Annotated in this window: 15 protein-coding genes; 3 read left to right on the top strand and 12 right to left on the bottom strand. The window is 71.3% G+C overall.

Annotation, left to right across the window (positions count from 1 at the left end):
• Window positions 1-54: 54 nt before the first annotated feature.
• From der to aroH, 5 genes are all read right to left on the bottom strand, one after another.
• On the bottom strand, window positions 55-1,530 hold the full coding sequence (gene der, locus KUM49_RS22950; RefSeq protein WP_217238795.1) for a ribosome biogenesis GTPase Der: 1,476 nt from the start codon (window positions 1,528-1,530) through the stop codon (window positions 55-57).
• A gap of 79 nt (window positions 1,531-1,609) precedes the next feature.
• A complete protein-coding gene (locus KUM49_RS22945; protein ID WP_254401670.1) occupies window positions 1,610-2,197 on the bottom strand; it encodes a 1-acyl-sn-glycerol-3-phosphate acyltransferase in 588 nt (195 codons plus the stop codon).
• A 62-nt stretch (window positions 2,198-2,259) separates the two neighbouring features.
• Window positions 2,260-2,946 (bottom strand): (d)CMP kinase, encoded by a 687-nt coding sequence (gene cmk, locus KUM49_RS22940; protein ID WP_217238793.1) that lies wholly within the window; start codon window positions 2,944-2,946, stop codon window positions 2,260-2,262.
• Between the two features lie 134 nt (window positions 2,947-3,080).
• Window positions 3,081-4,166, bottom strand: a complete 1,086-nt coding sequence (locus KUM49_RS22935; RefSeq protein WP_217238792.1) for a prephenate dehydrogenase — start codon at window positions 4,164-4,166, stop codon at window positions 3,081-3,083.
• The gene (gene aroH / locus KUM49_RS22930) at window positions 4,163-4,531 is read right to left on the bottom strand and encodes a chorismate mutase (protein ID WP_217238791.1); all 369 of its coding nucleotides are present in this window, start codon (window positions 4,529-4,531) and stop codon (window positions 4,163-4,165) included. Before aroH ends, KUM49_RS22935 begins: the two co-directional genes overlap by 4 nt.
• A 236-nt stretch (window positions 4,532-4,767) precedes the next feature.
• Between aroH and KUM49_RS22925 the strand changes: the two genes are divergently transcribed.
• Genes KUM49_RS22925 through KUM49_RS22915 form a run of 3 tightly spaced genes read left to right on the top strand, consistent with a single transcriptional unit; the run spans window position 4,768 to window position 6,449 of the window.
• A complete protein-coding gene (locus KUM49_RS22925; protein WP_217238790.1) occupies window positions 4,768-5,436 on the top strand; it encodes a hypothetical protein in 669 nt (222 codons plus the stop codon).
• A gap of 18 nt (window positions 5,437-5,454) precedes the next feature.
• The gene (locus KUM49_RS22920) at window positions 5,455-6,039 is read left to right on the top strand and encodes a DUF6529 family protein (protein WP_217238789.1); all 585 of its coding nucleotides are present in this window, start codon (window positions 5,455-5,457) and stop codon (window positions 6,037-6,039) included.
• Window positions 6,036-6,449, top strand: a complete 414-nt coding sequence (locus KUM49_RS22915; RefSeq protein ID WP_217238788.1) for a Rieske (2Fe-2S) protein — start codon at window positions 6,036-6,038, stop codon at window positions 6,447-6,449. The genes KUM49_RS22920 and KUM49_RS22915 overlap by 4 nt, the downstream gene beginning before the upstream one ends.
• Window positions 6,450-6,474: 25 nt before the next feature.
• On the opposite strand, the gene KUM49_RS22910 is transcribed toward KUM49_RS22915, so the two are convergent.
• The 7 genes from KUM49_RS22910 to KUM49_RS22880 all read right to left on the bottom strand — a co-directional run bounded on the left by KUM49_RS22910 (window position 6,475) and on the right by KUM49_RS22880 (window position 12,974).
• The gene (locus KUM49_RS22910; protein ID WP_217238787.1) at window positions 6,475-7,491 is read right to left on the bottom strand and encodes an ADP-ribosylglycohydrolase family protein; all 1,017 of its coding nucleotides are present in this window, start codon (window positions 7,489-7,491) and stop codon (window positions 6,475-6,477) included.
• Complete coding sequence (locus KUM49_RS49855) at window positions 7,488-8,219, bottom strand: NUDIX domain-containing protein (RefSeq protein ID WP_217238786.1); 732 nt, start codon at window positions 8,217-8,219, stop codon at window positions 7,488-7,490. The genes KUM49_RS22910 and KUM49_RS49855 overlap by 4 nt, the downstream gene beginning before the upstream one ends.
• Before the next feature lie 168 nt (window positions 8,220-8,387).
• On the bottom strand, window positions 8,388-9,524 hold the full coding sequence (locus KUM49_RS22900) for a pseudouridine synthase (RefSeq protein WP_217238785.1): 1,137 nt from the start codon (window positions 9,522-9,524) through the stop codon (window positions 8,388-8,390).
• On the bottom strand, window positions 9,524-10,198 hold the full coding sequence (gene scpB, locus KUM49_RS22895) for an SMC-Scp complex subunit ScpB (protein WP_217238784.1): 675 nt from the start codon (window positions 10,196-10,198) through the stop codon (window positions 9,524-9,526). Before scpB ends, KUM49_RS22900 begins: the two co-directional genes overlap by 1 nt.
• Window positions 10,195-11,250, bottom strand: coding sequence for a ScpA family protein (locus tag KUM49_RS22890; RefSeq protein ID WP_217238783.1), 1,056 nt, complete (start codon window positions 11,248-11,250; stop codon window positions 10,195-10,197). The genes scpB and KUM49_RS22890 overlap by 4 nt, the downstream gene beginning before the upstream one ends.
• Before the next feature lie 18 nt (window positions 11,251-11,268).
• Window positions 11,269-11,853: a hypothetical protein gene (locus tag KUM49_RS22885; RefSeq protein ID WP_217238782.1), complete on the bottom strand. Its 585-nt coding sequence runs from the start codon at window positions 11,851-11,853 to the stop codon at window positions 11,269-11,271.
• Window positions 11,838-12,974, bottom strand: a complete 1,137-nt coding sequence (locus KUM49_RS22880; RefSeq protein ID WP_217238781.1) for a ParA family protein — start codon at window positions 12,972-12,974, stop codon at window positions 11,838-11,840. The genes KUM49_RS22885 and KUM49_RS22880 overlap by 16 nt, the downstream gene beginning before the upstream one ends.
• Window positions 12,975-13,006 lie beyond the last annotated feature (32 nt).

Genomic DNA, 13,006 nt, shown 5'->3' with positions numbered 1-13,006 from the left:
GCAGGAAAGAGGGCGGCTCCCCGGTCTGGGGGGCCGCCCTGTTTCATGCCTGCGTCACTTCTTCCTGCCGCGCTTCTCGCGCACCCGCACCGAGATGTGGATCGGCGTCCCCTCGAAGCTGAACTCCTCACGCAGACGGCGCTCGATGAAGCGCCGGTAGCCCGCCTCGATGAAGCCGGAGGCGAAGAGCACGAACCGCGGCGGCTTGGTGCCGGCCTGGGTGCCGAACAGGATGCGGGGCTGCTTGCCGCCCCGGATGGGGTGCGGGTGGGCGGCGACCAGCTCGCCGAGGAAGGCGTTCAGGCGGCCCGTGGGGACGCGGGTCTCCCAGCCGGCCAGCGCCGTCTCGATCGCCGGGACCAGCTTCTCCATGTGGCGTCCGGTGAGCGCCGACACGTTCACCCGGGGCGCCCAGGCGACCTGGGCGAACTCGGTCTCGATCTCGCGCTCCAGGTAGTAGCGGCGCTCCTCGTCGAGGGTGTCCCACTTGTTGTAGGCGATGACGAGGGCGCGGCCCGCTTCCACCGCCATGGTGACGATGCGCTGGTCCTGGACCGAGATGGACTCGGAGGCGTCGATCAGGATGACCGCCACCTCGGCCTTCTCCACGGCGGCCGCGGTGCGCAGCGAGGCGTAGTAGTCGGCGCCCTGCTGGAGGTGGACGCGCTTGCGGATGCCCGCCGTGTCGACGAACTTCCAGGTGATGCCGCCGAGTTCGATCAGCTCGTCGACCGGGTCGCGGGTGGTGCCCGCGACCTCGTTGACGACGACGCGCTCCTCGTTCGCCACCTTGTTCAGCAGCGAGGACTTGCCGACGTTCGGGCGGCCGATGAGGGCGATGCGGCGCGGACCGCCGACGGCGGTGCCGAAGGTCTGCTCGGGCGCGTCCGGCAGGGCCTCCAGGACGGCGTCCAGCATGTCGCCGGTGCCGCGGCCGTGCAGCGCGGAGATGGGGTGCGGTTCGCCCAGGCCCAGGGACCACAGGTAGGCCGCGTCGGCCTCGCCGCTCTGGCCGTCGACCTTGTTGGCGGCCAGCACCACGGGCTTGCCGGCCTTGCGCAGCAGTCGCACGACCGCCTCGTCGGTGTCGGTCGCGCCGACCTTGGCGTCCACGACGAACACGACCGCGTCGGCCGCCTCGATCGCGTACTCGGCCTGCGCGGCCACCGAGGCGTCGATGCCGAGGACGTCCTGCTCCCAGCCGCCGGTGTCGACGAGCTTGAAGCGGCGGCCCGCCCACTCGGCCTCGTAGGTGACGCGGTCCCGGGTGACACCGGGCTTGTCCTCGACGACGGCCTCGCGGCGGCCGATGATGCGGTTCACCAGTGTCGACTTGCCGACGTTCGGGCGGCCGACGACGGCGAGAACGGGCAGCGGTCCGTGACCGGCCGCCTCGATCGCTCCCTCGACGTCCTCGACGTCGAAGCCCTCTTCCGCGGCGAGCTCCATGAACTCCGCGTACTCGGCGTCGCCAAGCGCTCCGTGGTCGTGCTCCTCGCCCGAGCCGTCGGAGTGGATGTGGTCGTTCATGAAGTCCGTACCTCGTTCATCGTGGTGATCGGTGGAACACCCAACCGTTTGTCCGGGTTGATCCACTACTCAGTGTCGCCTAGCGCCCGGTCAGGCGCCTGGCGTTTTCCAGGTGTGCGGTGAGCTGCTTCTGGATGCGTTCGGTCGCCTCGTCGAGCGCCTTGCGCGTACGTCGTCCGCTGCCGTCGCCGGCCTCGAACGGGTCGCCGAAGACGACGTCGACGCGGCTGCGCAGCGCGGGCAGCCCTTTGGTCAACCGTCCGGGCCGGTCGGAACTTCCCAGTACGGCGACCGGGACGATCGGGGCACCGCCGCGTACGGCGAAGTACGCGAGCCCGGCGCGCAGTGCGGCGAAGTCGCCCTCGCCGCGGGTGCCCTCCGGGAAGATCCCGAGGACGCCGCCGTCCGCCAGCACACCCAGGGCCTGGGTGATCGCCGTACGGTCGGTGGTGTCACGGTCCACCTTGACCTGCCCGATGCCGAGCAGGAAGGGGTCGAGCGGTCCGATGAAGGCTTCCTTCTTGATCAGGAAGTGCGTGGGCCGGGGCGCCACGCCCATGACCATCGGGCCGTCGATGACGTGGGAGTGGTTGACGGCGAGGATCACCGGGCCGGTCGCGGGGACCCGCCAGGCGCCGAGCACGCGCGGTTTCCACAGCCCGTACATCAGGCCGACGCCGATGCGCCGCCCGACCTCGGCGCCCTTTTCCGAGGGCACGGACGCAACGCTCACTTCGAGGCCCGCTTCTCCTCGACGAGCGTGACGACGCACTCGATGACCTGCGCCAGGGTGAGCTCGGTGGTGTCCACCTCGACCGCGTCGTCCGCCTTGGCGAGCGGCGAGGTCTTGCGGCTGGAGTCGGCCGCGTCGCGCTTGATCAGGGCCTCGCGGGTGGCGTTGACGTCGGCGCCCTTCAGCTCACCGCTGCGGCGGGCCGCCCGCGCCTCCGGCGAGGCGGTGAGGAAGATCTTCAGGTCGGCGTCGGGCAGCACCGTCGTCCCGATGTCGCGGCCCTCGACGACGATGCCCTCCTCGGCGGTGGCCGCGATGGAGCGCTGCAGCTCGGTGATCCGGGCCCGCACCTCCGCCACCGCGCTGACCGCGCTGACCTTGGAGGTGACCTCCTGGGTGCGGATCGGGGCGGCCACGTCGGTGCCGTCGACCGTGATCGTGGGGTTCGCCGGGTCGGTGCCGGAGACGATGTCGGGCTTGCCTGCCGCCGCGGCGATCGCCGACGGGTCCTCGGTGTCTATCCCGTTGCTCACCATCCACCAGGTGATCGCCCGGTACTGGGCGCCGGTGTCGAGGTAGCTCAGGCCGAGCTGGGCGGCGACGGCCTTCGACGTGCTCGACTTGCCCGTGCCGGAGGGGCCGTCAATGGCGACAATCACGGGCGGGGCGGCGCCGTTTTCCACGGGGGGACACCTTCCTGGTGCGTGGTGGGAGTGTGCGGGGACCCGAAAGCACCCCGCACAAGGTTACTGGCTCGCCGGAGGCCTCCTTACTGGCGGCTGCCGAGGGGTCTTCCTCCTGGTGCCGCGGGGCCTTCCTACTGGCGGATGGCCCAGCCCCGCTCCCGCAGCGCCGCCGTCAGGACCGGCACCGCCTTCGGCTCCACCGTCAGCTGCACCAGACCGGCCTGCTGCCCGGTCGCGTGCTCGATCCGTACGTCCTCGATGTTGATCCCGGCCATCCCCGCGTCCGCGAAGATGCGGGCCAGCTGGCCCGGTTGGTCGTCGATGAGGACGGCCACGATCTCGTACACCCGCGGGGCGGACCCGTGCTTGCCGGGCACGCGGACCTGGCCCGCGTTGCCGCGTCGCAGGACGCCCTCGATGCCGGTCGTGCCCTCGCGCCGCTTGCCCTCGTCGGAGGACTGCAGGGCCCTGAGCGCCCGGACCGTCTCATCGAGGTCGGCGGAGACGTCCGCGAGCAGGTCGGCGACCGGCCCCGGGTTCGCGGACAGGATGTCGATCCACATCCCGGGGTCGGACGCGGCGATCCGGGTCACGTCCCGGATGCCCTGTCCGCACAGCCGTACGGCGGCCTCCTCGGCGTTCTCCAGGCGCGCGGCGACCATGCTGGAGACCAGGTGGGGCATGTGGGAGACGAGGGCGACGGCCCGGTCGTGGGCGTCGGCGTCCATGACGACCGGCACGGCACGGCAGTGCGAGACCAGTTCGAGGGCCAGGTTCAGTACCTCGGTGTCGGTGTCCCGGGTCGGTGTCAGCACCCAGGGGCGGCCCTCGAAGAGGTCGCCGGTGGCGGCCAGCGGGCCCGACTTCTCACGGCCCGACATGGGGTGGCTGCCGATGTACGACGACAGGTCGAGGCCGAGCGCCTCCAGCTCGCGGCGCGGGCCGCCCTTGACGCTGGCCACGTCGAGGTAGCCGCGGGCCAGGCCCCGGCGCATCGCGTCGGCGAGCACCGCGGCCACGTGGGCGGGCGGGGCGGCGACGATCGCGAGGTCGACGGGCTGCTCGGGCGCCTCGTCGGTGCCGGCGCCGAGCGCGGCGGCCGTACGGGCCTGCTCCGGGTCGTGGTCGGCGAGGTGGACGACGACGCCCCGCTGGGACAGGGCGAGGGCGGCGGACGTGCCGATGAGTCCGGTGCCGATGACGAGGGCGGTCCTCACTGGGCGATGTCCTTGCGCAGGGCGGCCGCGGCGCCGAGGTAGACGTGCGCGATGTCGGCGCGGGGCCGGTCCGACTCGATGTGCGCGAGGACGCGGACGACGCGGGGCATGGCGCCCTCGATCTCCAGCTCCTGGGCGCAGATCAGCGGTACGTCGGCGAAGCCCGTGCCGAGCTTGCGCGCCGCGGCGGCCGGGAAGTCGCTGTGCAGGTCGGGCGTGGCCGTGAACCAGATGCTGATCAGGTCGTCCGGGGTGAGGCCGTTGCGCTCCAGGACCGCGGTGAGCAGGGCCCCGACCTGCTCGTCCATGTGGCCGGCCTCGTCCCGCTCGAGTTGGACGGCGCCCCTCACCGCTCGTACCGCCACGACGATGCTCCTTGCTGATGTACGGCTCTTGGTACATCCAGCCTAGTCAGCCCCCGTGGAGCCGGTGCGCGGCGCCCGCCCGCTGAGACAGGGCCCGCGTCTTGTGGCGAACCCTGCCAATGTCACTCGTACAGCGCAAATCCGCTACTTGGGGCGAGAACGCCCCCGTGCGCCTCTGGACGCGAGGGCCCCGGTCCGCTCTGATGGCAGGAAGCTCGCCTCGGGGGAGGCCCTTCATGAAGCGCTCCGGACCACTCGTCACTCTGCTCGCGGGACTGCTGCTCGGCCTGTTCGTGCTGTCGCTGAACGCGACGACGGGGACGAAGAGCGCCTCCACCTCGTACGCCGAACCGTCACCGGAGGCCACGGCCTCCCCGACGCCCACCGGGACGACCGCGTCCCCTGCCCCGTCCTCGGCGTCCCCCTCCAGCGTCCCGGTCCCCGACGCCGACTACGCGGGCCGCACCACCGACGACTCCGCCGCCGTCGCCGTGACGCTGAGCGACGGCAAGGCGGTCGCGTACTTCTGCGACGGCCGCGCGAAGGAGTCCTGGCTGAAGGGTGACGTCGAGGAAGACGGCACGATGAAGCTCACCGGCAAGCACGGCGCCGAGCTGAACGGCACCCTCAAGGAGGGCAAGCGGATCAGCGGAACCGTCGACATCGACGGCGACCGGTACGGCTTCACCGCCGACAAGGCGAAGAAGCCGTCCGGGCTGTACCGGGCCACGGCGACGGTGCGCGGCGCGAAGGTCGACGGCGGCTGGATCGTCCTGCCGGACGGCCGGCAGGTCGGCATCCTCACCCGCGACGACGAACCCTCCCCGGCACCGCGGATCGACCCGGAGACCGGCGCGGTGACGATCGACGGACAGCAGCTCACGGCACGCCCTGTCACCCCTTGACCCTTCCCGGAGTCGTTCATGACCGTCGACCCGAACGCAGCCACCCAGAGCTTTCCCCCCTCGGGGCCCGACCACCGTCGCCCGCACCCGGCCCGCTACCTGGTCCCGGCGCTCGTCGCCGCCGCGGTGGCGGTGGGCCTGGGCGTGTACGGCAAGGTCCACGACCCGGCCGGGACCGCCTTCAACCTGGCCGGCTTCAGCAGCACCGGGGCGGTGAAGTCGTGGCTGGCCACCGTCGCGTTCTTCTTCGCACTCGTCCAGGTGGTCTCGGCGGCGATGGTGTACGGCAGGCTGCCGGGCCCTCCCTGGTCGTCGACCCTGCACCGGTGGTCGGGCCGGGTGGCGTTTTTGGTGTCGGTTCCGGTCGCGGTGCACTGTCTGTACGCTTTCGGCTATCAGACGTACGACTCGCGCGTTTTGTGGCACTCCCTGCTGGGTTGCTTCTTCTTCGGTGCCTTCAGTGCCAAGATGCTGCTGCTCCGTTCGGAGCGACTCCCCGGCTGGCTGCTGCCCCTCGTCGGCGGTCTGGTCTTCACCGCGCTCACGATCATCTGGCTCACCTCTGCCCTCTGGTTCTTCCGCACCTTCGGAGTGACGACATGACTCAAGGCCCGACGCGGCGCACGGTTCTCCTCGCGACGGGGGCGGCGGCACTCACCGTCGGATGCAGCGAGTACGGCGACGAGGACTCCGGTTCGTCCTCCTCGTCCGTCGACGCCTCCGCCGGGCAGGAACTGGCGAAGGCGAGCGAGATCCCGGTCGGCGGCGGCAAGATCTTCGCGGAGGAGAAGATCGTCGTCACGCAGCCGAAGGAGGGCGAGTTCAAGGCCTTCTCGAATATCTGCACTCACCAGCAGTGCCCGGTGGCCGACGTCTCCGACGGCACCATCAACTGCTCCTGCCACGGCAGCAAGTTCAGCATCACGGACGGCGCGGTGCAGAACCCGCCGGCAACCAAGCCGTTGCCCGCGAAGCAGATCAAGGTGTCCGGGGACTCGATCACCCTGGCCTGACCACCGCTTCCCGCCCCCGGCCCGGTCAGGCGTCCCAGAGCGCCCCGAAGGTCACCAGCTCGCTCTGGTACTCGATCCGGTCCGCCCACTCGGTCGGCCAGGCTTCCGCACCCAGGTACGCGCCGGCGAAGGCGCCCGCCAGGCACGCGATCGAGTCCGAGTCGCCGGCCGTGCAGGCGGCCCGGCGCAGGGCCGTCACCGGCTCGTCGGCGAAGAGCAGGAAGCTCAACAGCCCGGTCGCCATGGCCTCTTCGGCGATCCACCCCTCACCGGTGGCCAGGCACGGGTCGGTCTCGGGCGAGGGGGTGCGCAGGGCCTCCTGGAGGCGGTCCAGGATCGCCAGGCACTCGTCCCACCCCCGGGCGATGAAGTGCCCGGGGCCGGGGTCCTGGCTGCGCGTCCACAGGTCGCCGAGCCAGCGCTCGTGGTATCGGCTCCGGTTGTCCTCGGCGTACGACCGCAGCAGTCCGACCAGTTCCCCCGGCTCGGCCCCGTGCGCGAGCAGCCGTACCGCGTGCGCGGTGAGGTCGGAGGCGGCGAGGGCCGTCGGATGCCCGTGCGTGAGGGCGGACTGCAACTGGGCGGCACCCGCGCGCTGTTCGTCGCTCAGCCCCGGGAGCAGCCCGACGGGCGCGACCCGCATGTTGGCGCCGCAGCCCTTGGAGCCGATCTGGCTGGCGTCCTGCCAGGGCAGGTCCGGACGCTCGAGAAGGGCGCAGGCACGCAGGCAGGTGTTGCCCGGGGCACGGTTGTTCTCCGGGGAGCGGTTCCAGGCGATGAACTCCCGCCGCACCGGCTCGGCCATGTCGGGCCCCAGCACTCCCCGGTCCGTCGCCGCCCGCAGCCCCTTGCCCAGCGCCAGCGTCATCTGCGTGTCGTCGGTGACGAGAGCGGGTGTCGGCAGCGACATGTCCCGCCAGGGCCCGAACCTGTCGATGATCGACGCCACGCCTTGGAACTCCGTCGGATATCCGAGCGCGTCACCGAGGGCGAGCCCGATGAGCGAGCCCGTGGCGGCGCGCTTGGTGAGGGTCGTGGTCATGCGGGACGTCCTTCCCGGGACGGTCGGAGGAGAGGCGGTTGCAGGGCGGTGGCCGGACCCGCCCGGTACAGTGCGGCCGGTTTGCCACGGCCGCCGGTCAGCCGGGCGGCACCGGGTACCGCTTCGACGAACCCGGGCGTGGCGAGCACCTTGCGCCGGAAGTTGGGCCGGTCGAGCGCGGTGCCCCACACGGCCTCGTAGACCTGCTGCAGCTCGCCGAGCGTGAACTCGGGCGGGCAGAAGGCGGTGGCGAGGCAGCTGTACTCCAGCTTGGCGCCGACGCGTTCATGGGCGTCGGCCAGGATCCGGTCGTGGTCGAAGGCGAGCGGCCGGACGGAGGCGTACGGCACCCAGCCGGCCTGCGCCGCGTCACTGCCGCCGTGCGGTTCGGGAGGGTCGGGCAGCAGCGCGGCGAAGGCGACCGACACGACCCGCATCCGGGGGTCCCGGTCGGGCTCGCTGTAGGTCCGCAGCTGCTCCAGGTGCAGCCCGGACACATCCGTGAGGCCGGTCTCCTCGGCGAGTTCCCGCCGAGCGGCCGTTTCCGCAGACTCGTCCGGCTGCACGAACCCGCCGGGCAACGCCCAGTGCCCGGCGTACGGCTCCTGCCCGCGCTCGACGAGCAGCACGTGCAACGAGCCCGCGCGAAGGGTGAGTACGGCGAGGTCGACGGTGACGGCGAAGGGCTCGTGGGCGTACTTGTCGTAGACCTCCTTGCCGCCGCTCACTCGCACCCACCTTCTTAATAGTCAATACGACTATAAAGAGGCGGGTGGGTCTCCACAACCCCCGGGGGGCGACAGCGACACCGGTACAGACCCGCAGGAGGGCGAAAACGGATCGGCCGGCCCCGAGAACGATCCGGAACCGGCCGCACACGCGCGTGGAGGGGCGGACTACAGGTCGACTTCCTTCATCAGCATGCCGACCTCGGTGTTCGACAGCCGCCGCAGCCAGCCCGACTTCTGGTCGCCCAGGGTGATGGGGCCGAAGGCCACGCGGACCAGCTTGTCGACCGGGAAGCCGGCCTCGGCCAGCATGCGGCGGACGATGTGCTTGCGGCCCTCGTGGAGGGTGACCTCGACGAGGTAGTTCTTGCCGGTCTGCTCGACGACCCGGAAGTGGTCCGCCTTCGCGTACCCGTCCTCCAGCTGGATGCCGTTCTTGAGCTGCTTGCCCAGGTCGCGCGGGATCGGGCCCACGATGTGCGCGAGGTAGACCTTCTTCACGCCGTACTTGGGGTGGGTCAGCCGGTGCGCCAGTTCGCCGTGGTTGGTGAGCAGGATGACGCCCTCGGTCTCGGTGTCGAGCCGCCCGACGTGGAAGAGCCGCGTCTCGCGGTTGGTGACGTAGTCGCCGAGACACTGCCGGCCCTCGGTGTCCTCCATCGTCGAGACGACACCGGCCGGCTTGTTCAGCGAGAAGAACTGGTACGACTGGGTCGCGACCGTCAGGCCGTCGACCTTGACCTCGTCGTGCTCCGGATCGACCCGCTTGCCCTGCTCCAGGACGATCTCGCCGTTGACCTCGACCCGCGCCTGCTCGATCAGCTCCTCGCAGGCACGCCGGGAGCCGTAGCCCGCGCGCGCGAGGACCTTCTGCAGCCGCTCGCCCTCCTGCTCGGCGCCCGGGAAGGTCTTGGGCAGCTTGACGTCCTTCTTGTCCGCGTACCGGTCCCGGTTGCGCTCCTCGGCCCGCGTCTCGTACTCGCGCGAGGTCGCCGGGACCGACCGCCCGCGCTGCTGGGGCCTCTTCGGTCCTCCCTTGGCACCGCCGCGGGCCGCGCCGCCGCGCCCCGCCTTCGGGCCCTCATGAGACGCGCTGGGGCCCACGTCGTAGCGGCGCTCCTCGGGGCGGGGCTTGCTGGGACGGCCCTGACCCTGGCCCTGGCTCTGGCCCTTGGCCTGACCACCCTGGCCCCTGCCCTGCCCCTGAGCCTTGCCCGGGCCCTGCTTCTGGCCCCTGTTGTTGCCGGCCCCGCGGGGGTTACCGCGCCCGCCGCTCTTGCCGCTACCGCTGCCACTGCTTCGCATCAAAGTTCCGTCGTTGTCGTGTTCGGCATGTTCGTCCTGGGACCGTCGTCCGGCTCCGGAGCATCCGGATCGAACGACGGTACGGCTTCCTGGGTCTCGGCCTCGATCGCCTCCGCCTCCGGGAGGAAGGGCGCGAGCTCCGGGAGCTCGTCCAGACCGCGCAGGCCCATCCGCTCCAGGAAATAGTTCGTCGTCGTGTAAAGGATCGCACCTGTTTCGGGTTCCGTGCCCGCCTCCTCGACCAGACCGCGCTGGAGGAGGGTGCGCATCACGCCGTCACAGTTGACTCCGCGGACCGCCGAGACCCTGCTGCGGCTGACCGGCTGACGGTAGGCGACCACCGCCAGGGTCTCCAGGGCGGCCTGGGTGAGCCGGGCCTGCTGGCCGTCCAGGACGAAGCCCTCGACGGCCGCCGCGTATTCGGGACGGCTGTAGAAACGCCAGCCGCCGGCGATCAGCCGCAGCTCGAAGCCGCGGCCCTGCACGGTGTACTCGTCGGCCAGCTCCCGCAGCGCGTCCCCGATCTGCCGTCTGGGCCGCTGGAGGATCTTCGCCAGGTGCTCCTCGGTCGCCGGCTCGTCCACGACCATGAGGACGGCCTCCAGGGCCGGCTTGAGGTCGAGGCCGGCGACGGCCCGCGGCCCGGCCGGAACGCCGGTGTTCTCCTCGCTCACGGCTTCTTCTCCTCCTCCTTGGGCTCCTCGGGCGGCCGGTCGAACTCGTCGGTGACTACGGGCTGGGCGTCCCCGTCCCCACCGGTCCAGCGCACGAGCAGCTCCCCGAGAGCGGTCTCCTGGTCCAGGGCCACGGCCTTCTCCCGGTACAGCTCCAGCAGGGCCAGGAACCGCGCCACGACGGTCAGGGTGTCGTCGATGTCCTCGACCAGCGTCCGGAAGCTCGCCTCCCCCAGTTCCCTGAGCCGCGCGACGACGATCTGGGCCTGCTCCTGGACACTCACCAGCGGCGCGTGGATGTGGTCGACGTACACCTGCGGCTTGGGCCTGGGCTGCATCGCCTTGACGGCGAGCCTCGCGAACCCCTCGGCGCCGATGCTGATGACCACCTCGGGCAGCAGCTCGGCGTGGTGCGGTTCGAGTCCCACGGTACGGGGGTAGCGGCGGGCCTCCTCGTCGAGGCGTCCGCTGAAGATGTCGGCGATCTGCTTGTACGCGCGGTACTGCAGGAGCCGTGCGAAGAGCAGGTCCCGGGCCTCCAGCAGCGCCAGGTCGGCCTCGTCCTCCACCTCGGCGGCGGGCAGCAGCCGCGCCGCCTTCAAATCCAGCAGCGTGGCCGCGACGACCAGGAACTCGGTCGTCTGGTCCAGGTCCCAGTCCGGGCCCATCGCCCTGATGTGGGCCATGAACTCGTCGGTCACCTTGGACAGGGCGACCTCGGTGACGTCCAGCTTGTGCCGGGAGATCAGCTGGAGGAGCAGGTCGAAGGGCCCCTCGAAGTTGGAGAGACGGACCTTGAAGACGCCGTCGGAGGGTTCCTCGGCGTCCGGGGGGACAGGAGGCTCCGCGGGCGCGGGAGCCTCCACGACGGGAGCAGGATCCTCTGCGACGGGAGCAGGACTCCCCACAGGAGGAACAGGAGGCTCCGTGACAGGAGGTGTCTCCGGAGCCGGGGCCCCAACGGGCGCTCGGCCTGCCCCCGGCCCCTTCCCCAGCGCACGCCGACGGCCGGCGGCGGCGCCGGAGACGGGGGGCACGTCGTTCGAGGTCATGGCCCCCGCAGGCTACCGCTACCGCCCGCGCAGCCGTCGTACGAGGATGCTCGCGTCCCCGCGGGACTCCAGATCGGCCAGCACGACGGCAACGGCCTCGCGGACGATCCGCCCGCGGTCCACCGCCAGCCCGTGCTCGCCGCGGAGCACCAGGCGGGCGTGCTCCAGATCCATGAGCTCCTCGGCGGACACGTACACCGTGATCTTCTCGTCGTGCCGCTCACGCCCGCTGGGCCGGCGCGAGGCCGCCCGTCCGCGCTTGCCGCGCGGCGCGGCGCCCGAGGCAGAACCTTCCTGCTCGTCCTGACGACGTCCGGAGCGGTCCGCGCCCCGGCTGCGGGACTCGCCGGTCTCGGCCGGCTCCGCGCCGGTCGCCACGTGCTCCGCGCCGTCGCCGTCACCGCCCTGGGCGGGCACCGACTGCGGTGCGTCCTCGGACGAGGACGGAGGCGATGCCCCCGCGGCCCCGTCGGACTCCCCCGCGGGACCCGGCACCCGGGCCTCGCCGTTGGCCCCTCGCCGGGGAGTGGACGCCTGGAGCGCCATTCCCCCTGTCGTACGGAACAGTTCGTCGGCCCCCGGCAGACTCACTCGGCGTGACACCGGGCGAGCACCTCCCTGGCGAGCTGGCGATAGGCGGCGGCACCCACGGAGTTGGAGGCGTACGTGGTGATCGGCTCGCCGGCGACCGTGGTCTCCGGGAAGCGGACCGTGCGCCCGATGACCGTGTGGTAGACGTGGTCGTCGAACGCCTCGACCACGCGCGCGAGCACCTCACGGCTGTGCACCGTGCGGGAGTCGTACATCGTGGCGAGGATCCCGTCGAGCTCCAGCTCCGGGTTGAGCCGCTCCTGGACCTTCTCGATGGTCTCCGTCAGCAGCGCGACACCGCGGAGGGCGAAGAACTCGCACTCCAGGGGCACGATCACCTTGTGCGCGGCCGTCAGGGCGTTCACCGTGAGCAGGCCGAGCGAGGGCTGGCAGTCGATCACGATGTAGTCGTAGTCGGCCATGAGCGGCTTCAGGGCGCGTTGCAGCGTCGACTCGCGCGCCACCTCGGAGACCAGCTGGACCTCGGCGGCGGACAGGTCGATGTTGCTGGGCAGCAGGTCCATGTTGGGGACCGCTGTCTTCAGGAGCACCTCGTCGGCCGCCATGCCCCGCTCCATGAGCAGGTTGTAGACCGTGAGGTCGAGCTCCATCGGGTTGACACCGAGACCCACCGACAGCGCGCCCTGCGGGTCGAAGTCCACGAGCAGCACACGACGGCCGTACTCCGCGAGGGCGGCACCCAGGTTGATGGTGGACGTCGTCTTGCCGACGCCGCCCTTCTGGTTGCACATCGCGATGATCGTCGCGGGCCCGTGATCGGTCAGCGGACCCGGGATCGGGAAGTACGGCAGCGGACGGCCGGTCGGGCCGATGCGCTCACGGCGCTGGCGGGCAGCGTCGGGCGCGAGCGTGGCCGCGTACTCGGGGTCGGGCTCGTATTCGGCGTCGGGATCGTAGAAGTGCCCGTCGGGCAGTTCGTCGTAGTCGGCGAAGTGGTTGTGGGGCGCGCCACTTCCGTCGCCGGCCATGGCGTTCACGTGATGGCCATCCATGCTCTGGTGTGCTGGCTGAGTCACCCCTGAGGTCCGGTGACTCCTGTGGGCTGCGAAGGTGCGCACCGCGACGGAGCCGACAGCCTCGAACCCCGCGGGGCCCTCGGCCCGTGCAGGCATTCCTGGTTGACCACCCCCGGGAGAAAATGTCG

The organism is Streptomyces sp. AC555_RSS877 (assembly GCF_019049245.1).
Classification (GTDB): Bacteria; Actinomycetota; Actinomycetes; order Streptomycetales; family Streptomycetaceae; genus Streptomyces.
Note: the sequence above shows the minus strand (reverse complement) of the source record. Positions and strands in the feature narration are given on the sequence as shown.